The following is a 24,015-nucleotide window of genomic DNA, read 5'->3' on the forward strand; positions in this document are numbered from 1 at the left end:
CGCACATGGCACGGTTGAAGCTGGGGTACCGGGAGGCTGTGGCGCTGACTGATTCTGCGCTGTGCCCGGTAGGAACGCGCGTGCGCGGTCACGAGTTCCACAAGACAGCCCTCACCGATGACACCGCAAGTGTCGCTGCTGCGGCCGGGTGGCAACCAGCCTGGGGTTGGCGTGGATATCAAGGCGAAACAGTTCGCGACGGCTTTGTTTCCGAGTCTGGGCGGATTCATGCCGGTTACCTGCATGTTCATCCGGCGGGTGCGCCGGGGAACGTCAGTCGCTTTGTCGCTTCGTGCGCCGGGTAAAGTGTTAGCTATGAGTTTGCTTCTCAAAGACTACGGTGTGTTGGTGATTGGCGGTTCCACGGCTGCAGAGCGCGTGATTCCTCGGCTGTTGGACTCTGGCGCTGATGTCACTGTGTGTGAAGGTGGGGAAGTAACAACTGCGATTGAGGCCTGGGCTGCAGACGGCCGTATTACTTTGACCCGCACCGGTTTTACCGAGGCGATGAGCTGGGGCAAGGCTCTCATGGTCTGCTGTGACGAGGCGTTGTTGCGTGAGGTGACTCTAGAGGGACACCGCCGAGGTATTCTCGTCGACGATGAAACCGGGGCTTCCAGCCCGCTTACTCCTGTGGCGCTGACCGGCCGTCGCGCGTCGCGCGCTGGGGACCTCGCTGGTCAGGTCGCGCTTGTGGGTGGTGGCCCGGGCGACCCCGGTCTGATTACCGTTGAGGGGCGTCGCTTGCTCCGGCTTGCCGACGTTGTCGTTGCAGACCACCTCGGTCCACTGTCGCTGCTCGGTGACTTGGAGCCGGATGTCGAGATTATTGATGCCGGCAAGCTTCCTTACGGCCGCGCCATGGCTCAGGAGCGCATCAATGAACTGCTAGTTCATCGTGCCCGCGAGGGCTACTTTGTGGTCCGGCTCAAGGGTGGCGATCCGTACATCTTCGGCCGCGGTTTTGAAGAGCTTCAGGAGCTGCAGCAGGCAGGGGTACCGGTTCGAGTTGTGCCGGGTATCACCTCGGCACTGGCGGTACCAGGGACGATTGGTATTCCAGTAACAATGCGTGGCGTCAACCACGAATTCACTGTTGTGTCCGGTCACGTCCCACCGGGGCACAGGAAATCGCTGGTCAATTGGGATGCGCTGGGCCGGATGCACGGCACTATTGCCATCATTATGGGAGTTAAGAACGGGCCGAAGATTGCCGAGGCTCTGATGAAGGCCGGCCGCAGCCCGAAGACTCCGGCTGCGGTCATCCAGGACGGCACGTTGCCGAATCAGAGGTCGCTACGCTGCACACTCGGCGAGCTTGGCGAGAAAATGGTCGAAGAGGCAATCAAGCCGCCCGCCGTTATCGTCATCGGTGAAGTCGCCGGTCTGGATGAGGGCGATGAGTAAGAACAACAAGTCGAGCAACAACAAGTCGAAGAAACCAGAGCCAGAGCAGCAAAAGGCAGGGCTTGTTACCCGACTGCTTGCCGACGATCAGCTGCGTAGCGCCATCTGGATGGGTGCTGCGACCTTCCTGGTCTTCTACCTCGGAGCCATGATCATCTTCCGCCTCCTTCTCCTCGGCGGAGAAGGATCGCGATACGACAGCATTTTCATCGCTGTTATCGCTCTGATCGCCGCCATTGTGGCAGGCCGAAAGCGCTACAACGACGACATTTAGTTTTCCGGGACGCGGAAGATGAGGGTGTCGTCGTCAAGCGAGACGTCGTATCCTGCGGCGCGTGCGATGTCGACGGCCTCTGTGGGGGAGGTCGGTGTCGTGTCGGAAAGGGCGATGGCGCGGGCAAATAGGCCCTTGTAGTGCTTGTTGAAGTGGCTGACGATTTTGCCCTCGGCGGTGAGCACGGTCATCGTTGTCGCGCTCTTGACTTTGCCCAAATTGGCGTAGGTGCCGGAACGAAGGTCGATGAGGAAGTCGACATCATTGAGAGCCTCGGTGATGGCGGTGCCCCAACGGCGCTTCATTGTGGGAGCCGCGTCGGCAGGCTGATCCGCGAAGGGGAGCTTGACCGTACCAGAGAGACGGTAGTGGGGGATGAGGTCGTCCCCGCCAATGACACCGAAGAGCGCTGACCCGATGGCGAGTCGAGCACGGCCGGTTTCCGGCAAATCGCTGGGGGAGAGTGCGTCGTAGAGCACCCCGGTATAACGCTCGAGAGCCGGCATAGTCGGCGACTCTAGGAGCGCGGCATTAGCTGTGACTTCGTCAGCAAGCCGTGGCCCCAGCTTCAGTGTTTCCATCGCGGCTTCCCTGTTCGCACTTAGCGCCACGAGATCGGCTGCAATGCGCTCGCGGATGGGGTTGAGGGAGCCGAAGCTCAGCGAGGAAAAGTCTACTGCGGGATGGCTGCCACCAGTGGCTTTGGTTTCAGATGGGGGTAGGACTACGAGCATGGGCACCATAGTAATGCCCCGCATGTTGCGAAGAATGATCGACGGGTAAAATCAGCATTCATGATTACGCGAATGTCCCAGCTGTTCCTGCGCACACTGCGCGAGGATCCAGCTGACGCCGAGGTCCCTAGCCACAAGCTGCTCGTCCGTGCCGGCTACATCCGGCGAACTGCCCCTGGTGTGTACTCCTGGCTGCCACTGGGCTTGAAGGTTCTGCGCAACGTAGAGAAGGTTGTGCGCGAGGAGATGGAAGGCATTGGCGCACAGGAGCTGGCATTCCCTGCACTGCTCCCGCGTGAACCGTACGAGGCGACGAATCGGTGGACCGAATACGGCTCCGAGCTGTTCCGTCTGAAGGATCGCAAGGGCGCGGACTACCTGCTGGGGCCGACGCACGAAGAGATGTTCGCGCTGGCTGTCAAGGATCTTTTCAGCTCCTACAAGGATTTCCCGACGACGCTGTTTCAGATTCAGACCAAGTACCGCGACGAGGCTCGCCCGCGCGCTGGTATTCTGCGTGGCCGCGAGTTCGTGATGAAGGACTCTTATTCCTTCGACATGGACGACGAGGGGCTGGAGAATTCTTATCAGCAGCACCGCGGTGCCTACCAGCGAATTTTTGACCGGCTGGGCATTAAGTACGAAATCTGCCACGCCACCTCCGGCGCTATGGGCGGTTCGGCCTCCGAGGAGTTCCTGGCTGTTAGCGAAAGTGGCGAAGACTCCTTCGTAGTCTCCACCGACGGTGAGTACGCCGCCAATGTGGAAGCCGTGAAGATTCCGGCAGTTGAACCGCAGCCGATTGAGGGACAACCGGAGGCGAAGGTTTACGAGTCTCCGAACTGCACCACAATCGCAGCACTTGTTGATTGGGCCAATGGTGCGGACCTCGGACGCGAGGTCACTGCTGCCGATACTTTGAAGTGCGTTCTCGTCGCCGTCGACCCGAAGAAGGTCGATAAGGAGGGCAACGCCCTGCCGGAACAGCTCACCGCAATCCTGGTTCCCGGTGACCGTGAGGTCGATGAAAAGCGTCTTGAAGTCGCATTTGAACCGGGTGAGGCGCGCTTGCTGGAGGACAAGGACTTCGCAGCCAATGACTTCCTGATCAAGGGCTACGTCGGCCCGCAGGGGCTCGCCGATCGCGGTGTGAAGGTCCTAGCTGACCCCCGCGTGGCGGAGGGCACAAATTGGATTGCAGGAGCCAACGAGGAAGGCAAGCACATCGTCGATGTGGTCGCTGGTCGCGACTTCCAGATTGATGGTATTTGCGATGTCGCAGAGGTGCGTGACGGCGACCCGGCTCCGGAGGGGCATGGCACGCTAAAGATCGAGCGCGGAATCGAGATCGGTCACATTTTCCAGTTGGGCCGCAAGTACACCAACGCCTTTGAAATCGACATCCTCGATGTCAACGGTAAGCGTGCTCGTCCGACGATGGGGTCCTACGGCATTGGCGTGTCCCGCCTGGTCGCTGTCCTCGCGGAACAGCAGTTGGATGAAAAGGGCCTCAAGTGGCCAGTTGCCGCGGCACCGTACAAGGTTCACATCGCTGTGGCCGGCAAGAACGCCGAAGCAGCTGAGGCCGCTGAACAGCTGGCGGAAGACCTCAGCCAGCAGGGCATTGAGGTGCTTTTCGACGACCGTCCGAAGGTCAGCCCCGGTGTGAAGTTCAAGGACGCCGAGCTGCTGGGTATGCCGTTTGTGGTCATCTTTGGCCGTGGCTACGCGGACGGCAAGGTGGAGCTGCGTAACCGCCTGACCAACGAGACCGACGAGGTCGCCGCTGACGGCATTGCAGCTCACGTCGCGGAGCTGGTTCGCAAGGCTTAGAGCCCGGGCAACGGCTCCAAGTTGTTGCCACCTAGCGCTGCCGCTCCGGCGGCAGCCACGCCAGCTGCCTGCAGCGCGAACATACGCATCCGAGGGTTATTAGCAGCGAGCAATACGTCTTCCCACGCCTGGGCACAATAGCGCTCCAATGCAATCATGTAATCGACGGGTGCCGTATCTGGCGAAGGAGCGCCTTCCGGCATATAGCCAGGTGCGCTCTCCGGCACCTCAACGTCGGAATCCTCCAAAATTAGTCGGGCACGATCGCGCAAAATTCGGTGGCGCTCGCCACGGGCCAAAAGTGCAGTAGTGGTATCGCCTCCGACATGTGGTGCGGCTACGCCGACACCGTAAATCATCATGTATTCGGCTTGCAGTGCCTTAGTCATCTGTTCTTCGGCACCCGAGATTTCATCCCTGTCACTGGGAATCAATGGGACAAGCTCCTCCCACTCAGCGCCCGCAACACGCAGAGCGAGGACGATACCGCCATCGACAGCCGTGGCGAGGCGCGCAGTGTGCTCCTCCCGCAATGCAGTGCGTGAATCCAGGGCATTCGTCAGTACGGGATTGTTTCGCGAGTCCGTGAGCAGTAGCTTCGCGTCGGAACCGGTAACCAGGGATCCTGGGACTGCTACGTCCGAGCCACATTCATCGACAGGTTTACCGTCCTTGTGGGTGCCGCAGGCGCGTGTGATTTCCTTATCCAGTTCGGTAACCTGCGCGGAGCGCACCGCTGCGAGGTCAGGATTGGCGTCGCTAAGCGACTGTGCATCGCGCGCCGCCAGCGCATGGAGAACCTCAATGGCGTAATCGGGGCGCGGTGCCACCAGATGCGAGCACGCGGAAAGCGCAGGAAGTGATCCCACGGCGAGAGCAGCAGCGAGGAAGCCACGGCGCGAGAGAGTACGAGTGCGATGCGATGCGGAAGCAAAACTGGGGGAGGGAGGTTCAACAATCACCTCACTATGGTGCCACGCCGGCCGACACTTTGTGTCAATGCGGTGCGGGAAAGTGCCCAGGTGCGCAATTCCTAGTACTTGACCTGTAGACTCTACGACTATGGCGATACCCGCACCCGAGAAAATTGAACAGTTTGTGAGCCCGGCGCTCGCACAAATCGGCCTGGATGTGGAAGATGTCAAGGTCGTTCGCGCCGGCGCAAAGTCACAGGTCATTGTGTTAGTTGACGCAGATGAGCGTCCTGACCTCGATGTTCTGGAACAGGCCACGCATGAAGTATCTTCGGCTCTGGATGCCGCGGAGGCACGTGGTGAAGCGGACTTCGGCGCTCAGGGCTACACCTTGGAAGTTTCCACTCCTGGTATTGACGCACCGCTGACTCAGCCTCGGCACTGGCGTCGTAACCGTGGTCGTATTGCGGAGATTTCGCTTGCCGACGGTTCCGCGATTGCAGCCCGCATTGGTGCGTTGTCGCCGGATGAAGAATCCATCATTCTCGTTACCTCTAAAGGGCCAAAGGGGCGTTTGAAGGCTGTTGGTCAGCGTGTCCAATTAACCAATGTGGCCCGTGCAGTGGTACAAGTTGAATTCTCTAATCCGCCCGCAGCCGAGAAAGATTTTGCGGGACTAGACTATGACGATGCCTTGACCAGGCTGGAGGATAACAAGTGAAGATTGAACTAGCTGCCCTGCGAACCTTGGAAAAGGAAAAGGGTATTCCTGTCGACGAAATGCTGGGACTGGTCGCCCGAGCATTGCGTGAAAGCTACCGTAATACCACCGCACCGGCACAGTATGCGCGCGTCGAAATCGACCGTGAGACCGGTGACGTCATAGTCTTTGCCCAGGAGCGAGACGACGAGGGCAATCTCATCTCCGAATGGGACGACACTCCGGAGGACTTCGAGCGTACCGCTGCATTCGCTGTTCGTCAGACCATCCTTTCGCGTCTGCGGGATGCGGAGAGCGATAAGGTTCTCGACGAATACGCAGACCTGTCTAATCAGGTCATTTCCGGCGTGGTCCAGCGCGATGTCTATGCCAATGAAAAGGGCATTGTCGTCGTCCACATCGGTTCGGAGGCCAACGGCCGCGACGGTATTCTGATGCCTGCTGAGCAGCTGCCAGGTGAGGAACTCAAGCACGGTGACCGCATCAAGTGCTACGTCGTCGGTGTGAACAAGACTCCGCGGGGTGTTGCGATTCACCTGTCACGCACGCACCCGGAGCTCACTCGTAAGCTCTTCGAACTTGAAGTTCCGGAAGTTGCCGATGGGGCAGTGGAATTGATTTCCATTGCGCGCGAGGCCGGTCACCGCACCAAGGTTGCTGTACGCCCCACGGTCAAGGGCCTCAACGCTAAGGGCGCCTGCATTGGGCCCCGCGGTCAGCGTGTGAGCTCGATTATGAATGAGCTCAAGGGCGAGAAGATCGACATCATCGACTACGACGAGGATCCGGCGAAGTTCGTTGGTAACTCGCTGGCGCCCGCCAAGGTAGTTAGTGTCAAGATTCTGGACATGGACGAGCGCCGTGCACACGTTGTGGTGCCCGACTACCAGCTCTCTCTTGCTATCGGCAAGGAGGGACAGAATGCCCGTCTGGCGGCTCGTCTGACCGGCTGGCGAATCGATATCCACTCCGACGCGGAGTAGACACAACGTCAGCGTCCCAGCGGTTGCGAAAGTGGCGGGAAAGTGCCTAGGGGGTTGGCACTTTTCCGCCTTTTCGGGTTATGCTGGGAGGTGGCCAAACGACAAGGCGTGATTTTCCTATGCGAATTTTCGCGCTGAATTTCTTAGCAGGAAGGTGGGTGCGTCAGGAGTATGACGACTTCGCGGGTGCTAAACCCGAATTCGACAACTCATACGCCTGCACCCACACGTACCTGTATCGCAACTAAGCAGCGCCACAATTGCTCGGAGCTGCTGCGCATTGTCGCCACCACCCGTTCAGATGGCTCAGTAGCCGTCGTTGCTGATCCGCATCGTCGGATGCAGGGGCGAGGTGCCTGGATCACCCCAACACTAAAGGCTTGGGAGATCGCCGACAAGCGCCGTGCATTTGGCCGCGCACTGAAGGTATCTACGCAGGTAGATGCGTTTCCGGTTAAACAGTTTATCGCCACGCACTACGAAGCGGCGGAGGGTTTCGCCCCCGCTGACGATGTGCGTGTCGCTAAGCAGGGAGGCAGGAAAAATGACAACAGAAAGACCTGAACACTGATGAGCACACGATGAAGCATCAGCGATGAACGGCAATAGATAAGAGGGAGCCCTGCAGGCGCTCTCGGTGCGCGGACGAATCCGCCATCGGGCGCTGCTCGGCCCCCACTAGTGAGGAGAGCAGTGTCCGGAAAGCTACGTGTCCATGAGCTCGCTAAGCAGCTCGGGGTCACCAGCAAAGAACTACTCGCCGAGCTGAAGGCTCAGGGCGAGTTTGTTAAGACCGCTTCTTCGACGGTGGAACCACCCGTCGTCAGGAAGATGAAGAAGGTCTACGAAGAGAAGAATGCTGGCGCAGGTGCTGACGCGTCTGCCCAGGCCCCAGCGACCAAGGCTGCAGCTAAGTCTGCTGCTAAGTCGGGTGCCAAGCCAGCTGCAAAGCCAGGCGCTAAGCCTGTTGCACCAGCGGCGGCAAAGCCGGGGGCCAAGCCAGCTGCAAAACCAGGTGCCAAGCCTGCTGCACCAGCGGCGGCAAAGCCGGGTGCCAAGCCAGCAGCTAAGCCAGGTGCTAAGCCTGCTGCACCAGCGGCGACAAAGCCGGGGGCCAAGCCAGCTGCACCGTCCCGTTCGCCGAAGCCGGGACAGGAAATGCCACGCCCGCCGAAGCCTGCTGGCCCGAAGCCAGGGCCGAAGCCAGGCGCACGCGCACCGCGTGTGGCGAACAACCCATTCTCGACCGGCGGATCCTCCCGTCCGGCACCGCGGCCGTCCAACATGCCGCGTCCGCAGGGCGGTCCTGGCCGTCCGGGCCCGAAGCCGGGAGCACGCCAGGGTGGCCCTCGCCCGCAGGGTGGAAACGGCCGTCCGGGCCCGAAGCCGGGAGCACGCCAGGGTGGCCCTCGCCCGCAGGGTGGACAGGGCCGTGGTAATAAGCCGAGCGGCAATCGTCCGACTCCGGCAATGATGCCTTCGCACCCGAACCCGGGGCAGATGCCTGCAAAGGCAAGCCGCGGTGGCGGTGGCGGTGGCTTCGGCGGCCGTGGTCGCGGCCCGGGTGGCCCGGGTGGCGGACCGCGCGGTGGTCGCGGCGGACGTCGCGGTGGAACTGCAGGTGCATTCGGGCGACCAGGAGGCGCCCCGCGTCGCGGACGTAAGTCGAAGCGTCAGAAGCGCAACGAGTACGAGGCAATGCAGGCACCATCCGTGGTGGGCGGCGTTAAGCTGCCTAACGGTAAGGGCACGACCATTCGCCTCGCACGTGGTGCATCCCTGTCTGACTTCGCTGAGAAGATTAACGCCGATGCAGCATCGCTGGTCCAGGCGTTGTTCAACCTCGGCGAAATGGTGACGGCAACTGCATCGGTCTCCGACGAGACCCTGCAGCTGCTCGGCGACGAGATGGATTACAAGGTCCAGGTCGTCTCGCCTGAGGATGAGGACCGCGAGCTCCTCGAGTCCTTCGACCTCCAGTTCGGTGAGGACGAGGGCGACGATGAGGACCTGGAGCAGCGCCCGCCAGTGGTAACTGTGATGGGTCACGTCGACCACGGTAAGACGCGCCTGTTGGACACGATTCGTAAGGCCAACGTCGGTGGCCACGAGTCCGGTGGTATTACCCAGCACATCGGTGCCTACCAGGTGCCGGTGGAGCTCGACGGTGAGAAGCGCAAGGTTACCTTCTTGGATACCCCGGGTCACGAGGCGTTTACCGCCATGCGTGCTCGTGGTGCCAAGTCGACCGATATCGCGATTCTGGTTGTTGCAGCTGATGACGGCGTCATGCCGCAGACGGTTGAGGCTATTAACCACGCCAAGGCCGCTGATGTGCCGATTGTCGTTGCAGTCAACAAGATTGATAAGGAAACTGCAGATCCGCAGAAGATTCGTGGTCAGCTGACTGAATACGGTCTCACTGACGAAGAGTGGGGCGGCGACACTATGTTCGTCGATATCTCCGCTAAGCAAGGTCTCAACATCGATCAGCTTCTCGAAGCAGTGCTGTTGACTGCCGATGCTTCGCTGGACCTGCGCGCCAATCCGGATATGGACGCTCAGGGTGTCGCCATTGAGGCTCACCTTGACCGTGGCCGTGGTCCGGTGGCAACCGTTATCGTTCAGCGCGGTACGTTGCGCGTCGGTGATTCCATCGTTGTCGGTGACGCATATGGTCGTGTTCGCCGCATGGTCGATGAGTACGGCAACGACGTCGATGAGGCCGGTCCTTCCCGTCCGGTTCAGGTGCTCGGCCTGACCTCCGTACCGGGTGCTGGTGACAACCTCCTGGTTGTTGACGAGGATCGTACGGCCCGCCAGATTGCAGACCGCCGCGACGCACGTCGTCGTAATGCGCTGCAAGCACGTCGTCGCAAGCGCGTCTCCCTGGAGAACCTGGACGAGATTCTGAAGGAGACCAACACCCTCAACCTGATCCTGAAGGGCGACAACGCCGGTACCGTCGAGGCACTGGAAGAAGCCCTGCTCAAGATCGAGGTCGACGACGAGGTCGCTCTGAACATCATCGACCGTGGTGTCGGTGCTGTCACGCAGACCAACGTCACGCTGGCTGCTGCGTCTGACGCCGTCATCATCGGCTTCAACGTTCGCTCCGAGGGCAAGGCCACCGAGGTTGCCAATGCTGAGGGCGTTGACATCCGCTACTACACGGTGATCTACCGTGCTATCGAGGATGTCGAGGCTGCTCTGAAGGGCATGCTCAAGCCGGTCTACGAGGAGAAGGAGATTGGTCGTGCAGAGATTCGCGCCATCTTCAAGTCCTCCGCAGTTGGCCTCATCGCCGGCTGTATGGTCGAGTCCGGAAAGGTCCGCCGCAACGCGAAGGCTCGCCTGGTTCGTGACGGCAACGTCATTACGGATTCGGCGACTATCGAGTCGCTGAAGCGAGAGAAGGACGATGCCACCGAGGTCGCAGCCGGTTACGAGTGCGGTATGGTGCTGTCCTACCCGGACATCCAGGTCGACGACGTTATCGAGGTCTACGAGATGGTCGAGGTTCCGCGCACGTAGCGACGTAAGCTAAACACTGCGTGAACTTTGATAAGGCGCTCCCCTCGGGGAGTGCCTTTTTGCGTATCGTGTTCGTTATGGGCTTCAAAACTAATCTCTTTGCACTCTCAGATGAACTGCCGCGAACGAATATTTTGAATTATCCTCCTGCGAGCGCAGAGGAGACTCTTGCGCAATTGGACAAGATTTGGCCAGGGAAATTCGCCTTTGATTCCGAAGAAACCATTGAGGATGGTCATAATTGGTACTTCCACGCGGTAGCGTTTGGGCCAACGCTGCTTTTCGGGACCGACGACGTATACGACCTTATTGAGGACCCAGCGTTGGCGAACGATCCTCGCGAAAGTTGGTCACTGTGCATCAATAGTGTTATCGATTTCTGCCACTATAAGACTCCTACCAGGGAATTAGAAGCAAGCTGCGAAGACTATGATTTTGACATGCAGCGGTTTTTCAGCTCTGGACGACTGTTGGATTTTGAGGTACCGTTCGCTAACGGTGAACACGTCGAGGTACTACATCCGACGGATGTGGCTGAATGGGAACAAACCCATGGCAGTGTGGCGCCCAAGGATAAAAATGGTGAGGTAAGTTACCTTTTCCATCCGCTGGAGCTAGGTAATGCTGCGGTTAAATGGATTTTCGGCATCGAGGGAGAAACACCATTGCAGGATAGTGTGATGGATTCACTGCCTGACTGCTCCCATGTTAATGGGTTACCGATGTACAACTTCGTGGAGCGCCGTTAAGAGCGTACGGGTAGGCTGCGTTTCAGCTGCGCAATTCCGTAGTAGCGACTCCCCATGCCGTCGATGACATCGATGGTGGTGGCAGTGTTGTCGTGATGATTAATGGGTTAATAACAAAGGGCGAGCGTGCGGCGAAGCAATTGACTGCACTCGGTAAACGGGTGCGGGCGAAGTCGCGAAACATGCGGTTCGAAGTTGAGTAGTGTTTTGCGTGTTAGTATTAGCAGTCCTTTGTATTGAACCGTTTTGCCGGATCCCAAATGGGTCTTTGTCAGCGAAGGGGCACTTCAGGCCCCACGCTAAATGGGGTCTAGCTACGAATCGTTACGCACAGGTAGAGATAGATAGGGAGTAGCCAAAAATGGCAGATCCAGCACGCGCGCGCAGGCTGTCCAAGCGTATTCAGGAGATTGTCGCCAGCGCAATTGAGCGTGAGATTAAGGACCGGCGGCTGGAGTTTGTGACTATCACCGACTGCCGCGTCACCGGCGATTTGCACGACGCCACAGTTTTCTACACTGTGCGCGGACGTACGCTCGACGAGGAACCGGACTACGAGTCGGCAGCAGCAGCGCTGGAAAAGGCGAAGGGGCAGCTACGTTCCCTGGTCGGTCGTGGCACCGGTGTGCGCTACACACCGACGCTGGCTTTTGAGGTTGACACGGTGCCGGAGATTTCCGCGCACCTTGAGGAGCTGCTCGATAAGACTCGCGCGCGCGACGCGGAATTGGCTGAGCAGGCTAGAAACGCAAAGCCCGCAGGCGATGCCAACCCATACCGCGACGAGGAGTAAAACTCTCCACCGGCTACATCTATCGATGAAAGGGGCACCCACGTGACCACTTCTCCGCAGGCTCAGGAGCAGGCAGCTCACCAGCTTTCCCAGGCGATTAATCGCCGCATGTCCAAGCCGATTCAGCAGATGCAGGATATGCTTGCCGACGCCAAGAAGGTCGGCGTCATTGCCCATGTTCACCCCGATGCGGATGCGATTGGTGCTGCATCTGCGATGGTCATGGCACTTGTACAGCGTGGCATTTCGGCTGTAGCCAGCTACGGTGAGAGCGATTTGCCAGCCAAGTCGCTGTTGACCATCCCCGGATGGGAGCGATTTGTCGAGTACACGGACTTGGATGAAGACATTGACACGTGGGTGACTGTCGACTGCGCAAGCCCGGGGCGCCTCGGTGCGCTGGAAGATCGCGTGATGGCCTCCGACCGCGTTATCAATGTTGACCATCACGCGACCAACACTCGCTTTGGGTCCGTCAACATGGTTGACGAACGCGCAGAGTCCTCGACCATGGTGCTCCTGGACTTCTTTGGTGTCTGGGGTATCAAGCTGACCACGCCGATGGCTCATGCTCTCTATGCAGGGCTGTTGACGGACACCGCATCGTTCCAGTTCGGCCATTCCCGCATGCACACTGCAGCGGCGCGCCTGCTGGATAAGGGGCTCAATCCGCGCACGATTGGTGCACAGCTGCTGGAAGAACATCCGTTTGCCTACCTTCCATTCCTGGGCAAGGTGCTTTCCACCGCGACATTGGTGCCCGAGTGGGGCGACGGCGCTGGCCTAATCCACGTCGTCATTGAGCACGACCAGACCGCCGAAGTTGGCCACGATGAGATTGAATCGGTCGTGGACATTGTGCGTACGACTAATGCGGCCGACGTCTGTGCCGTGCTTAAGGAGTATGAGCCAAACCAGTGGGCCGTCTCGCTGCGTTCTCGCGAGCTTGTCGATGTCTCCCAGGTCGCCCTGGAAATTGGCGGCGGTGGCCACGAGCGTGCCGCCGGTCTGACTCGGGAGTGCAGCAAGGATGAGTTGCTGCAGGCCATCCTGGACACCAGCGATGTCGCAGCCCAGGCACGCCGAGGCACGAGCGAGGCCTAGGGGATTGTCGGACTCGCGAGAAACTCAGGAGCGCACTGAGATTGAGCAAACTGGCATAGAGCGAACCGGCATAGAGCGAACCGGGCACAGTGCGAAGTCAGATGTCAGCCTTCGCGCAATCGTTTCGCTTGCGCTGCCAGCGTTGGGTGTTCTTGCCGCGCCCGCACTCTATGTGCTGCTGGATACGGCTGTCATCGGTCGGCTTGGAGCTGTTCAGTTTGCGGCGCTTGCCGCTGGTTCGACGGTATTTTCCGTGGTAACTACGCAGCTCACTTTCTTGGCTTACGGCACGACCGCCCGATCAGCGCGAGCCTTTGGCAGGGGCAACGTGGACGAGGCGGTTGAAGAGGGACTGCAAGCGACGTGGGTCGCCATCTTTGTGGGCCTTAGTCTCTTTGCCATCATCGTGGGGCTAGCACCAGTATTTACCGGTTGGTTAGCTCCTCATCCGGAGGTCGCTCATGATGCCGGGCAATGGTTGCGAGTTGCTGCCTTTGCCATTCCGCTGACGTTGATTGCACAGGCCGGAAATGGTTGGCTGCGCGGTATCCAAAACACCCGCGCGCCGCTGCTATATGTGCTCTCAGGCCTTGTTCCGGCAGCCATTGTGATTGTGCCGCTGGTCCGCGCCTTCGGTCTCGAGGGCTCTGCGATGGCCGTTCTTTTCGGCGAATTGATTACCGGCGGGCTGTTCCTCCGCCGTCTTTTCAAAGAGTGCTCTAGCCGCAAGCTCTCCATGCGCCCGAATGGCGCCATTATCAAAAGCCAGCTGGTCCTCGGCCACGATCTCATCGTTCGCTCCTTGTCCTTCCAGGTAGCGTTCCTCTCCGCCGCAGCGGTTGCTGGCCGCGTTGGGCCGACCACGCTCGGTGGGCACCAGGTCATGCTGCAACTGTGGAACCTGATTTCGTTGGTGCTCGACTCGCTAGCGATTGCTGCACAGACGCTCGTCGGTGCAGCGTTGGGCGGTAGCTCCACGGCCGTTGCCCGCTGGACTGGCAAGCGCGTGACTGTCTGGTCAAGCGTCATTGCCCTCGGCCTAGCGGCTGTTTTCGCAGTAGGTAATGCCAGTATCGTCCGCATTTTTACCGACGCCACAGGCGTGATTGACGCAGTCACCGCTGGACCATGGTGGATTCTCGTCGCAATGATTCCTATTGGCGGTGTCGTCTTCGCGCTCGATGGCGTGTTGCTCGGCGCCGGCGACGCAGCCTTCCTCCGTAACGCCACCGTTAGCGCGGTCCTGTGCGGATTCCTCCCACCGGTCTGGCTGGCGCAGGCATTTGGCTGGGGGCTGACCGGCGTGTGGTGCGGTCTCTTGGCCTTCATGATTCTGCGACTCATCTTTGTCGCTACCCGTTTCCGTGGAGAGAAATGGTACGGCATCAGCGCATGAGTGTGCTTGCCGACGTCCAGGAGTACCTGGCCAGGCATTTGCCCGCCGGTAGCCGGCTGGTTATTGACTCCAATGCCGAGCGTCCGTTTAGTGATGCGGAATTGCAGCAGCTCCGTACTGCTGAGTTGAGGCTGTCTGATAGTGCAGCACCTGCTCGAATCCGTGATTTCACCCGAGGGCGCCTCGCTGCGCATGAGGCGGTGCAACGGCTAGGAGAGTCTGCCCCACATGGGATTGGCATGTCGGCCACCGGAGCGCCGCTGTGGCCACAAGGGATCGTGGGGTCAATTAGCCACTGCGGCAGGGCCGTGGCAGCCGTGTCCGCGAGCGCTGAACAGCTGCAGGGGATTGGCATCGATGTCGAGGTCGAGCAGACTCTAGAGTTAGGAATCATCGATGCAGTCTTGCGCACTGACGAAGCACGCCTTGACCCGCTGGTGCAATTTAGCGCCAAGGAATCAATGTACAAACTCTGGGAGCCGATAGTCGGGCAGTGGCTGGACTTCGACGAAGTCTCCGTGCAACCGAGGAAGAAACGGATAGCAGGGCGAGGTTTTTCCCGAGGACTCACAGGCGGACCTTTACAGCTAACGTTTCACCGTGAGATTCCCGACGCCTTCTGCGGAGTAAAAGGCTTCTGGGCTCGCGGTGCAGGCATCGTTGCAACCGCGGTGTGGCTCGAGCAGTCTTAAAATCCTTGAGAGGTAGTCACAGCGTGGCCGGGCGCACCACGAAGACCGTCTTAGCCCGTTTGCCAGATTCTGTGAGCAGCGCCGGAACCTTTCCCGTTGGTGACACCGCCGCATAGACTCCAGGTTTTCCGATCGGCTCCAGCCACTTGCCCTGAGCCAAATCAGTCGCCTGCTGTTCAGTAATTTCGCGGGTATCAAAGCAACGCAGGCAGGCCTCGTCCAGACTCATCGGCAGCAAGGAAGCGGCGCGCTCCGGGACTGGGCGTCGCATCTCCGCAATTTCTGGATTGGCGGTGTCGAACTGCTCGGCCTTCGCCGTGAGCTCGTCGATAGTCAACGCCTCATCAATAGTGAAAACGCCGGCGGCAGTACGTCGAAGCGCGGTGAGATGACCACCGACCCCCAATGCATCCCCCAAGTCACGAGCTAGGGCGCGGATGAACGTGCCGGCAGAGCAGTCGACCTCCACGTCGATATCGATGCACTCCCCGGGACGGGAAGGATCGGAGTCGTGGCGGATGTCCTGAACCTCGTAGCGGGTGATTGTCACTGGGCGCGCAGGGATATCGACCTTCTCACCACGGCGGATGCGCTCGTAGGCGCGGACACCGTCAATCTTCACCGCGGATACCGCCGCGGGTTTTTGCATGATCGTGCCGGTGAACTTCGCAATTTCCTTTCGAACCATTTCATCGGTCACCGATGCCGCCGAGGATTCGGAGAGCAACTCGCCCTCGGCATCGTCGGTAAGCGTGGCAGCGCCGAGCCGAATGGTGGCTTGGTAGGACTTCGTGTCCGCGTGGACATGTGGCAGGAAACGGGTGCCGCGGCCGATGCCGAGGACGAGCACACCGGTGGCCATTGGGTCGAGGGTGCCTGAGTGGCCGACCTTCTTGGTGCGGAAGATGCGACGGAGTTTGCCCACTACATCGTGGCTTGTCCAGCCTTGGGGCTTGTCCACGATGACAATGCCGGAGTCTGCAATCGGATCGAAGTCGGTCATAGACGCAATCCTATGTTGCGCTATATGCGGTGTGTTAAACGGTGACCAGTTACACTGGCTCTCTGTGGAGATTTGGTATGGCTTGGACAATGCACCCGAAGAGCTGGGGGACACGGTCGTAACCATCGGAGTGTTCGATGGTATTCATCTTGGGCATAAGCGCCTGATAGCTGCTGCGGTCAGTGACGCTCGTGCTCGTGGCGTGAAATCGCTGTTGATGACTTTCGACCCCAATCCCGTAGCGCTGTTTGCCCCGGATAAGGTGCCGCCGGCACTGTCCACTGTGTCCCGTCGCGCCGAGCTGGCAGAAGCGGAGGGAATCGATGCCATGCTTGTCGTGCCTTTCGACAAGAACTTCTCCAGCATCCCCGCAGAAGACTTTGTGCGCACCGTTGTCCGCGACAAACTGAATGCTCAGGCCGTCTTCGTTGGCCAGAACTTCACCTATGGGCAGAAGGCCGCAGGTACCGCCGAGACTATGCCGGAGCACGGCCGTAAGTGTGGTGTCGATGTCACCATCGTCGACCTCCTCGACGTTACTGCCGCGGACTCGACCGAACGTGTTTCGTCGACACGTATTCGCGGTTTGCTTGCCGACGGTGCGGTGTCCGCAGCCGCCTCGTGTCTCGGGTACTTCTACCGTGTTGATGGTGATGTTATTCCAGGTCAGGGGCGTGGGGGAGCGCAGCTGGGCTTTCCGACCGCCAATATTGACTTCGCTGAGGGCCTGGCAATCCCGGCTGATGGTGTCTACGCGGCATGGTTCACGGCTCAGCCGACGGCAGCCCGCCCGGAGCCGGACCCGAAGGGCGATATCGAGTTTGGGGTGCGCTACCCAGCGGCGGTGTCGGTGGGCACTAATGTGACCTTTGGAGACACTGATCGAACGGTCGAGGCCTACGTGATTGACCGTCATGCGGACCTCTACGGCACCGCTGGGCAGGTTGAGTTTGTCGACCGGATTCGCGGAATGGAGAAGTTCGACTCGGTCGAGAAGCTCATTGACCGGATGAACCAGGACGTGGCAGACACCGAGGCCATTTTGGCTAAGACCGATTAGCTGTTAAAGTAAAACGTCGGCTGTGACTGCGGTCCACAAGCAGTTGCGAGGAACCAGCTGCCAGACGCTGTTTGGTTCCGGGAAAGCCGAGAATGTGGACTGAAAAAACGACCATAATTTGATTCAAGGAGTTAGATTTACATGGCTTTGAACACTGCAGAAAAGGCTGAGATTCTCAAGGAGTTCGGCCTGCACGAGACCGACACCGGTTCCCCGGAGGCTCAGGTTGCACTGCTGACCGCACGTATTCGTCAGCTGACCGAGCACCTGAAGTTCCACAAGCACGATCACCACTCCCGTCGTGGTCTGCTGCTGCTGGTCGGTCGCCGCAAGGGCCTGCTGCAGTACCTGCAGGACAACGACGTTGAGCGCTACCGTAAGCTGATCGAGCGCCTGGGTCTGCGTCGCTAAGGTTCTCCTTAAGATCCTGTTTGTCAGAGCTTCATTGGTGTAAGTTGCTCTGTTAATTCAAGGCTTTTAAGCTTTTTAGACTCGCCGTTTGGGTTTCCATTGGATGGAAGCTCACGGCGGGTCTTTTTTTTTGATCACTTGTCGTTGTGGTATTCACTCATCGATGCGCTGTAGCGTGGCCACAAGTGAATACCTCATCGACATGTGGAGGGGCTGATCGAAAGCGTGCGCATAAGTGCCGGGGCACCATCGATAAGACACGGTAATTCGTCGATAAGACACGGTAAACCATCGATGAGTCAAGAAAAGTCATCGATAAGTGCCCCCCCGCCCCGCAAACTCCTAGAACCCCGCGTAGGTGCAAGAACCCAGATGCAGTGAGAGATCTCCGATCCGTCCAATACAAGAACTTTCCGCGTTAGCTGGTAGAATGCGTGACGCAAACGAAGTTCATTCGATCTTTTACAGGCGACATCGATGATCGCCGCTATTTCTAGGAGTAAGAAACCTATGGCCAACAGCAAGGCTGTCGAATTTTTCTTTGATGAGGATTTCGGTATTACCGAGGCCGTTGCCACCATCGACAATGGTGATTTCGGCACCCGCACCATTCGCTTTGAAACGGGCCAACTGGCTCGTCAGGCCGATGGTTCGGTGACCACCTACTTGGACGAGGAGACCATGCTCCTGTCCACCGTCACCGCTTCCAACCAGCCCCGCGAGGGCTTTGATTTCTTTCCGCTGACCGTCGACGTTGAAGAGCGTATGTACGCCGCGGGCAAGATTCCGGGTTCGTTCTTCCGCCGTGAGGGCCGCCCGTCCACCGACGCCATCCTGGCATGTCGTCTGATTGACCGTCCGCTGCGTCCGACCTTCGTCAAGGGCCTTCGCAACGAGGTACAGGTTGTCGTCACCGTCATGTCCTGGGATCCGAAGGACCGTTATGACGTTGTCGCAATCAACGGCGCGTCAGCTGCAACTCAGCTTTCCGGGCTGCCGGTTTCCGGCGCTGTCGGTGGCGTCCGCATCGCGCTCGTTGCTGATGACAAGCACCCAGAGGGTGCATGGGTCGCTTTCCCGACCGAGGAGCAGCACGAGCAGGCTCTGTTCGAGATGGTCGTCGCTGGCCGTATCGTCACCCGCAAGCGTCGCGGCAAGAACGTCGAAGATGTCGCCATCATGATGGTGGAGGCCGGAGCAGGGGAGACCGTCGTCAAGCGTATTGCTGACGGTGCACCGGCGCCGACCGAGGACATCGTCGCCGCTGGCCTCGAGGCAGCAAAGCCGCACATCAAGGTTCTGTGTGAGGCACAGAAGGGTCTGGCTGAGCGCGCAGCGAAGGAAACGCAGGAGTTCCCGCTGTTCCCGGCATACGGCGATGAGATTTTTAACGCAGTCGAGAAGAAGTCCGCTAAGAAGCTGGCCAAGCTGCTCACCATTCCGGGTAAGCAGGAACGAGATGACGCCACCAATGAGTACATGGAGGACGTCGAGGGGCAGCTGCTGGAGCGCTTCGTATCCGATGATGTCGACGAGCAAGCTGCATCTAAGCAGATTCGCGCTGCATACAACGCAGTGATGAAGCAGATTGTCCGTGAGAAGATTCTCGCTGAGGGCTTCCGCATCGATGGTCGCGGTGTCACCGACATTCGTGACTTGGGCGTTGAGGTCGGCTTGATTCCGCGTGCCCACGGCTCTTCGCTGTTTGAGCGCGGCGAGACCCAGATTCTGGGTGTCACCACTTTGGACATGCTGAAGATGGAGCAGCAGATTGACTCGCTGACTCCTGTTACCTCCAAGCGCTACATCCACCACTACAACTTCCCGCCGTACTCCACCGGCGAGACCGGTCGTGTTGGCTCTCCGAAGCGCCGCGAGATTGGTCACGGGGCACTGGCTGAGCGCGCTCTGCTGCCGGTCGTGCCGTCCCGCGAGGAATTCCCGTACACCATTCGCCAGGTCTCCGAGGCTCTTGGATCCAATGGTTCGACCTCCATGGGCTCGGTCTGTGCTTCGACTCTGTCGCTGTACAACGCCGGTGTGCCGCTGAAGGCTCCGGTTGCCGGTATCGCCATGGGCCTGGTTTCCGGCGAGGTTGACGGTGAAAACCGCTTCGTCGCACTGACCGATATTCTCGGTGCCGAAGACGCATTCGGTGACATGGACTTCAAGGTCGCTGGTACTGCGGACTTCATTACCGCACTGCAGCTGGACACCAAGCTCGACGGTATTCCGTCGAAGGTTCTGGCCGATGCTCTGTCCCAGGCTCGTGATGCACGTCTGGCCATCCTGTCCACCATGGCTGAGGTCATCGAGTCTCCGGACGAGATGAGTGGTCTCGCTCCGAAGATCACCACCGTTAAGGTTCCGGCTTCGAAGATCGGTGAGCTCATCGGTCCGAAGGGCAAGACCATCAACGGCATCACCGAGGAAACCGGTGCTGATATCTCTATCGAGGACGACGGCACCGTATTTGTCTCGGCAACTTCCGGTAAGGCCGCGGACGCTGCAATCGAGCAGATTAATGCGATTGCTAACCCGCAGTTGCCGAAGGTCGGCGAACGCTACCTGGGCACTGTCGTGAAGACTGTCGCTTTCGGTGCTTTCGTCTCCCTGACTCCGGGCCGTGACGGTCTGATTCACATCTCCAAGCTCGGTGGCGACAAGCGCATCGAGAAGGTCGAGGATGTCATCAATGTCGGCGACAAGATTCAGGTCGAAATCGCTGATATCGACAACCGCGGCAAGATCTCGCTGGTTCCGGTCGAAGACAACTAATGCTTGACGACGGAGGATGTGCTGTAGGTAGCCTCCGACAACGCGAGTAGCGAGGGCGCGGTTAGGTCACAAATTGACCTAACCGCGCTTTTGTTTTGGGTTAATCTCGGCTTTCGAAGGGATTAATCTTCGAACCCACGTGGAAGGTGATTTGCGCATGCAACTTGTCGCGCACGATCATGAATTCATTGACATTGCGGCCGGTGACTATGTCGCAAGTATTTCCCAGTTCGGTGGTGGTCCGAGATCACTGGAGTACTGTGGCCTGCCACTGCTGACTGACTATCCCAAAGGGTTCAATCCACCGTTGTCCGCAGGTACGCTCCTGGCTCCGTGGCCGAACAGGGTCGCTGACGGAGTATTCATCTTTGATGGGGAAGTACATCGGCTAGATATTTCGGAGCCGTCCCGGGCGAATGCTATTCACGGGTTTGTTGCAGATCGCGTTTGGTCTGTGGTCGATTCTGATGACAGCAGCGTCACCTTGGGCGTGGAAGTTGAGCCGCAACCGGGCTGGCCTTGGGAACTCGGTATGACCGTGCGCTGGCAAGTCACGTCTGCAGATGGCCTATCGGCGGAGTTCACAGTGCATAATCGCAGCGATAGGGAGTGCCCGTTTGGTCTGGGCTGGCATCCCTATTTAAGCGCGTTGGGCGCTGACTTCGGCAGTTGCACACTGCGGTTGCCCGTTGATAACAACCTGCCACTGGAGCCAATTCGAAACTTGCCCGCCGGCCCAGCGGTGCCAGCCGAGACGGTGGTTCCCAGCCTTCGAGAGGGAGTATCCCTGGATGGACTGTGGCTGGATCACTGCTTCTTTGCTGCCGAGGAGACAGCGGGGAGTGACTCGCCGCGCCGTCGTGAAGCGCATTTGGTTGGGCCAAATGGCAAGGGTGCTGTGCTCTGGGCCGATGATGAATTCAGGTTCTTCCAGGTCTATGTTGCGGACGCCGGACGACGAGAAGGATTTCCTGGGCACGGGAATGCGATTGCGGTGGAGCCAATGACATGTCCGCCGGATGCGCTACGCTCCGGTACCGGTTTGCTGCGAGTTCAGGCTGGAGAGACAACAACTCTTGCCATGGGACTGCGCGCGGAAACGGGCGGAAAATAGTTTTCCCAGCGCAGAAGAGTGCAGCCCCCTCAATGGAAATCCCGGGCCGGGAGCAAGCCGCCTAGTTTAGGCGGTATTCCCCCCCGGTCTTGGGGGGGGCTACTGTAATGCAATCTTCTTCCGCTGCGGCTTGAGCAGCGTGGTGAGGAAGATTAGCACCACGGCAAATCCCGCGGCGGTAAACATCGCAATGCTATAGCCACGAATCACGTCGTCGGCGGCAGGAGCTGCTGCACCAGTGCCGGACAGGCCAGTGGCAATAACAGCTGACAGCGCCACAAACAGTGCGGTACCGACAGCGCCGGCAACCTGCTGTAGCGTGTTCATGATTGCTGAGCCATCCGGGTAGAGGCGCTTCGGAAGATCACCAAGACCGAATGTGAACAGCGGAGTAAACAGCAGCCCCAGGCCAATCTCAAGGACGATGTGGCAGGCGACAATCCACCATAGCGGAGTCGATGCTGAGATGAAGCCGAGCCCGAAAAGACCGAGGGCAAGGACAATGGAGCCGGGAATTGCCAGTGGGCGCGGACCATAGCTGTCAAAGAGCCGGCCGACAGCCGGTCCCATCAGACCCATAACCAGTGGACCAGGCATCACAATCAAACCAATAGTCTTGACGTCGACACCTCGCAGATTGAGGTAGAGCGGCAAAATGATGATCACACCGAACATCAGCATGAAACCAATGGTCAGAATGATTGTGGACAGCCTAAAGCTCTTTGTGCGGAAGGTTCGAAGATCCAGCAGAGCTCGGTTGTGCGGTGCCAAACGGCGCTGGCGCATGATGAAGAACACCAACAGCACGATGCCGACTGCGCACAGGATTCCGTCGATAAGCGAAAACTCTGCGCCTACGCGGCTCAGCGCGTACACCAGCGGGCCGAATGCGCCGGCACTGAGGAACACCGAGAGGATATCGATGGGCTTCGCGGAGTTTTCCTCAATATTGGGAACGAGAATGACACCCACTACCAGCACAATTAGGCCGAGCGGCAACATCGTGTCGAAAAGCGCATGCCAATTGTTATTGGCGATCTCCAGAATGAGACCGGAGATGGTCGGTCCGATAGCAGGCGCGACAGCGATGACCACGCTCATTCGTCCCATCATGCGCCCGCGCTCATGCTCCGGTACTACGTTGAGCACCGTGGTCATCAGCAGCGGCAGCAGCACTGCGGTACCGGACGCTTGGACAATGCGTGCGAGCAGAACGATCGCGAAGTTTGGCGCGAAAGCACCGATGAGAGTGCCCACGACGAATAGTCCTTGACTGACCGCGAAAAGAATGCGGAACGGCACTGCCGAAATGAGAAATCCAGTGACCGGAATGACAACTGCCATGGTCAGTAGGAACGATGTTGTCAGCCAGCCTGCGGTAGCTGCGCTGATTCCGAGGTCCGCCTTGACGACGGGAATTGCGACGCTCATGACCGTCTCGTTCAAGATAGCCATGAATGCCGCAGCTAGTAGCACGTAAATGGCCATATAAGCACTTTTGGGCGCATCGGCCTGTGGTGCCTCCGAACTTGGGCTGAGTTCGGAATCTTCAGATTCAGAAACCAATTGAAGTCTCTTTCTATATATCGGTACAGAAATAGGTAATTGTCGAAGACATGGAATCTTAGCGCAACAAAAACCCCGTCGTAAGTCGACAAAAGGCAAAGCGGACGGGGGCATTGGCACACAAGTTGGCCAACACATTCTAAGGTAAGGGAGAAAGATAAACTCGTTGGGAAAGGACAATAGCTGTGAGCAATATCAAGGTCGGCGTACTTGGCGCCAAGGGCAAGGTAGGGTCCACCATCTGCGAGGCAGTTGAAGCCGCCGACGATTTGGAGCTGGCAGCGGGTCTCGACTCTGGCGATGACCTGAATGAACTTGTCACCGCTGGTGTGCAGACCATTGTTGACTTTACTCAGCCCGACGCTGTGATGGGCAATCTTGAGTTCTGCATTAAGAATGGCATCAACGCCGTCGTGGGTACTACGGGCTTTACCAAGGAGCGCCTCGATCAGGTGCAGCGCTGGCTTGACGACGCCGACGGTGAGGCCAATGTTCTTATTGCACCGAACTTCGCAATCTCCGCGGTACTGACCATGAAGATGGCGGAGCTAGCCGCTCCGTACTTCGATTCCGCTGAAGTTATCGAAATGCACCACCCTTTTAAGAAGGATGCCCCCTCGGGCACCGCTATCCACACTGCTGAGGCTATTGCTCGTGCTCGCAAGGAAGCCGGCATGGGGGAGCAGCCGGACGCCACTGAGCAAACTCTCGATGGTGCTCGCGGTGCTGAGGTCGAGGGCATTCCGGTGCACGCAGTCCGTATGACCGGTTCGGTGGCTCACGAGACCGTTATCTTCGGTGCAGAAGGGCAGTCGCTCACCATCAAGCAGGACTCCTACTCGCGCACCAGCTTCGTACCAGGCGTTCTGCTGGGTGTGCGCAAGATTGAGGATTTTCCGGGCCTGACTGTGGGACTGGAGCCGTTCCTGGGACTTTAATGGCCGGGAGT

General features: G+C 58.9%; 21 protein-coding genes and 1 pseudogene. 18 read left to right on the forward strand and 4 right to left on the reverse strand.

Going from position 1 to position 24,015, the window contains the following annotated elements; genetic code table 11:
* From HMPREF2820_RS01555 to HMPREF2820_RS01565, 3 genes and pseudogenes are all read left to right on the forward strand, one after another.
* A pseudogene (locus HMPREF2820_RS01555) lies at nt 1-305 on the forward strand (cobyrinate a,c-diamide synthase); the annotation flags it as partial.
* A 10-nt stretch (nt 306-315) separates the two neighbouring features.
* Entirely contained in the window at nt 316-1,407 is a 1,092-nt protein-coding gene (cobA, locus tag HMPREF2820_RS01560) for a uroporphyrinogen-III C-methyltransferase (RefSeq protein ID WP_070602448.1), read from the forward strand.
* Nucleotides 1,400-1,681, forward strand: a complete 282-nt coding sequence (locus tag HMPREF2820_RS01565) for a hypothetical protein (RefSeq protein WP_239271971.1) — start codon at nt 1,400-1,402, stop codon at nt 1,679-1,681. Before cobA ends, HMPREF2820_RS01565 begins: the two co-directional genes overlap by 8 nt.
* On the opposite strand, the gene HMPREF2820_RS01570 is transcribed toward HMPREF2820_RS01565, so the two are convergent.
* A complete protein-coding gene (locus HMPREF2820_RS01570; protein WP_042389272.1) occupies nt 1,678-2,415 on the reverse strand; it encodes a YaaA family protein in 738 nt (245 codons plus the stop codon). The genes HMPREF2820_RS01565 and HMPREF2820_RS01570 overlap by 4 nt on opposite strands.
* A 60-nt stretch (nt 2,416-2,475) precedes the next feature.
* On the opposite strand from HMPREF2820_RS01570, the gene HMPREF2820_RS01575 reads away from it, so the two are divergent.
* Complete coding sequence (locus HMPREF2820_RS01575; RefSeq protein WP_070602450.1) at nt 2,476-4,248, forward strand: proline--tRNA ligase; 1,773 nt, start codon at nt 2,476-2,478, stop codon at nt 4,246-4,248.
* Here the strand turns inward: HMPREF2820_RS01575 and HMPREF2820_RS01580 are convergent.
* Nucleotides 4,245-5,210, reverse strand: a complete 966-nt coding sequence (locus HMPREF2820_RS01580) for a DUF4439 domain-containing protein (RefSeq protein ID WP_070602452.1) — start codon at nt 5,208-5,210, stop codon at nt 4,245-4,247. The two genes, HMPREF2820_RS01575 and HMPREF2820_RS01580, sit on opposite strands and share 4 nt — an antisense overlap.
* Before the next feature lie 100 nt (nt 5,211-5,310).
* On the opposite strand from HMPREF2820_RS01580, the gene rimP reads away from it, so the two are divergent.
* The 9 genes from rimP to HMPREF2820_RS01625 all read left to right on the forward strand — a co-directional run bounded on the left by rimP (nt 5,311) and on the right by HMPREF2820_RS01625 (nt 15,134).
* Nucleotides 5,311-5,883, forward strand: coding sequence for a ribosome maturation factor RimP (rimP, locus tag HMPREF2820_RS01585; RefSeq protein ID WP_069358755.1), 573 nt, complete (start codon nt 5,311-5,313; stop codon nt 5,881-5,883).
* Nucleotides 5,880-6,866, forward strand: a complete 987-nt coding sequence (gene nusA / locus HMPREF2820_RS01590) for a transcription termination factor NusA (protein WP_069358754.1) — start codon at nt 5,880-5,882, stop codon at nt 6,864-6,866. Before rimP ends, nusA begins: the two co-directional genes overlap by 4 nt.
* 171 nt (nt 6,867-7,037) lie before the next feature.
* Nucleotides 7,038-7,430 (forward strand): YlxR family protein, encoded by a 393-nt coding sequence (locus HMPREF2820_RS01595; RefSeq protein ID WP_016422585.1) that lies wholly within the window; start codon nt 7,038-7,040, stop codon nt 7,428-7,430.
* A gap of 129 nt (nt 7,431-7,559) precedes the next feature.
* Nucleotides 7,560-10,400: a translation initiation factor IF-2 gene (gene infB / locus HMPREF2820_RS01600; RefSeq protein WP_070602454.1), complete on the forward strand. Its 2,841-nt coding sequence runs from the start codon at nt 7,560-7,562 to the stop codon at nt 10,398-10,400.
* Nucleotides 10,401-10,420: 20 nt separating this feature from the next.
* Nucleotides 10,421-11,149, forward strand: coding sequence for a hypothetical protein (locus tag HMPREF2820_RS01605; protein ID WP_070602456.1), 729 nt, complete (start codon nt 10,421-10,423; stop codon nt 11,147-11,149).
* A 361-nt stretch (nt 11,150-11,510) separates the two neighbouring features.
* Nucleotides 11,511-11,942, forward strand: a complete 432-nt coding sequence (gene rbfA, locus HMPREF2820_RS01610) for a 30S ribosome-binding factor RbfA (protein ID WP_016422588.1) — start codon at nt 11,511-11,513, stop codon at nt 11,940-11,942.
* Between the two features lie 42 nt (nt 11,943-11,984).
* Nucleotides 11,985-13,046, forward strand: a complete 1,062-nt coding sequence (locus tag HMPREF2820_RS01615; RefSeq protein ID WP_049170820.1) for a DHH family phosphoesterase — start codon at nt 11,985-11,987, stop codon at nt 13,044-13,046.
* 4 nt (nt 13,047-13,050) lie between these two features.
* The gene (locus HMPREF2820_RS01620; RefSeq protein WP_083308394.1) at nt 13,051-14,442 is read left to right on the forward strand and encodes an MATE family efflux transporter; all 1,392 of its coding nucleotides are present in this window, start codon (nt 13,051-13,053) and stop codon (nt 14,440-14,442) included.
* The gene (locus HMPREF2820_RS01625) at nt 14,421-15,134 is read left to right on the forward strand and encodes a 4'-phosphopantetheinyl transferase family protein (RefSeq protein ID WP_070602457.1); all 714 of its coding nucleotides are present in this window, start codon (nt 14,421-14,423) and stop codon (nt 15,132-15,134) included. Before HMPREF2820_RS01620 ends, HMPREF2820_RS01625 begins: the two co-directional genes overlap by 22 nt.
* 16 nt (nt 15,135-15,150) lie before the next feature.
* Here the strand turns inward: HMPREF2820_RS01625 and truB are convergent, their stop codons facing one another.
* The gene (truB, locus tag HMPREF2820_RS01630; RefSeq protein ID WP_070602459.1) at nt 15,151-16,137 is read right to left on the reverse strand and encodes a tRNA pseudouridine(55) synthase TruB; all 987 of its coding nucleotides are present in this window, start codon (nt 16,135-16,137) and stop codon (nt 15,151-15,153) included.
* A 64-nt stretch (nt 16,138-16,201) separates the two neighbouring features.
* Between truB and HMPREF2820_RS01635 the strand changes: the two genes are divergently transcribed.
* From HMPREF2820_RS01635 to HMPREF2820_RS01650, 4 genes are all read left to right on the forward strand, one after another.
* The gene (locus HMPREF2820_RS01635) at nt 16,202-17,197 is read left to right on the forward strand and encodes a bifunctional riboflavin kinase/FAD synthetase (protein ID WP_070602461.1); all 996 of its coding nucleotides are present in this window, start codon (nt 16,202-16,204) and stop codon (nt 17,195-17,197) included.
* 141 nt (nt 17,198-17,338) lie between these two features.
* Nucleotides 17,339-17,608 (forward strand): 30S ribosomal protein S15, encoded by a 270-nt coding sequence (gene rpsO / locus HMPREF2820_RS01640; protein WP_016422594.1) that lies wholly within the window; start codon nt 17,339-17,341, stop codon nt 17,606-17,608.
* A gap of 510 nt (nt 17,609-18,118) precedes the next feature.
* On the forward strand, nt 18,119-20,386 hold the full coding sequence (locus HMPREF2820_RS01645; RefSeq protein WP_070602463.1) for a polyribonucleotide nucleotidyltransferase: 2,268 nt from the start codon (nt 18,119-18,121) through the stop codon (nt 20,384-20,386).
* Nucleotides 20,387-20,543: 157 nt separating this feature from the next.
* Nucleotides 20,544-21,500, forward strand: coding sequence for an aldose 1-epimerase family protein (locus HMPREF2820_RS01650; protein WP_070602466.1), 957 nt, complete (start codon nt 20,544-20,546; stop codon nt 21,498-21,500).
* Nucleotides 21,501-21,599: 99 nt separating this feature from the next.
* Here HMPREF2820_RS01650 and HMPREF2820_RS01655 read toward each other — a convergent pair whose 3' ends face one another.
* Complete coding sequence (locus tag HMPREF2820_RS01655; RefSeq protein ID WP_246822185.1) at nt 21,600-22,988, reverse strand: MDR family MFS transporter; 1,389 nt, start codon at nt 22,986-22,988, stop codon at nt 21,600-21,602.
* A 263-nt stretch (nt 22,989-23,251) separates the two neighbouring features.
* Here HMPREF2820_RS01655 and dapB point away from each other — a divergent pair, with 263 nt between their 5' ends.
* Nucleotides 23,252-24,004, forward strand: a complete 753-nt coding sequence (dapB, locus tag HMPREF2820_RS01660; protein WP_016422598.1) for a 4-hydroxy-tetrahydrodipicolinate reductase — start codon at nt 23,252-23,254, stop codon at nt 24,002-24,004.
* Nucleotides 24,005-24,015 lie beyond the last annotated feature (11 nt).

This window comes from Corynebacterium sp. HMSC064E08, assembly GCF_001811805.1.
Taxonomy (GTDB): domain Bacteria; phylum Actinomycetota; class Actinomycetes; order Mycobacteriales; family Mycobacteriaceae; genus Corynebacterium; species Corynebacterium jeikeium_D.

Excerpts from the sequence above, each read along its gene's own strand:
- rpsO (WP_016422594.1), top strand. The coding sequence starts at position 17,339 with ATGGCTTTGAACACTGCAGAAAAGGCTGAGATTCTCAAGGAGTTCGGC.
- HMPREF2820_RS01645 (WP_070602463.1), top strand. The coding sequence starts at position 18,119 with ATGGCCAACAGCAAGGCTGTCGAATTTTTCTTTGATGAGGATTTCGGT.
- HMPREF2820_RS01625 (WP_070602457.1), top strand. The coding sequence starts at position 14,421 with ATGGTACGGCATCAGCGCATGAGTGTGCTTGCCGACGTCCAGGAGTAC.
- HMPREF2820_RS01655 (WP_246822185.1), bottom strand. The coding sequence starts at position 22,988 with ATGGCCATTTACGTGCTACTAGCTGCGGCATTCATGGCTATCTTGAAC.
- rbfA (WP_016422588.1), top strand. The coding sequence starts at position 11,511 with ATGGCAGATCCAGCACGCGCGCGCAGGCTGTCCAAGCGTATTCAGGAG.
- HMPREF2820_RS01570 (WP_042389272.1), bottom strand. The coding sequence starts at position 2,415 with ATGCTCGTAGTCCTACCCCCATCTGAAACCAAAGCCACTGGTGGCAGC.
- truB (WP_070602459.1), bottom strand. The coding sequence starts at position 16,137 with ATGACCGACTTCGATCCGATTGCAGACTCCGGCATTGTCATCGTGGAC.
- HMPREF2820_RS01650 (WP_070602466.1), top strand. The coding sequence starts at position 20,544 with ATGCAACTTGTCGCGCACGATCATGAATTCATTGACATTGCGGCCGGT.
- HMPREF2820_RS01565 (WP_239271971.1), top strand. The coding sequence starts at position 1,400 with ATGAGTAAGAACAACAAGTCGAGCAACAACAAGTCGAAGAAACCAGAG.
- cobA (WP_070602448.1), top strand. The coding sequence starts at position 316 with ATGAGTTTGCTTCTCAAAGACTACGGTGTGTTGGTGATTGGCGGTTCC.
- rimP (WP_069358755.1), top strand. The coding sequence starts at position 5,311 with ATGGCGATACCCGCACCCGAGAAAATTGAACAGTTTGTGAGCCCGGCG.
- HMPREF2820_RS01575 (WP_070602450.1), top strand. The coding sequence starts at position 2,476 with ATGATTACGCGAATGTCCCAGCTGTTCCTGCGCACACTGCGCGAGGAT.
- HMPREF2820_RS01595 (WP_016422585.1), top strand. The coding sequence starts at position 7,038 with ATGACGACTTCGCGGGTGCTAAACCCGAATTCGACAACTCATACGCCT.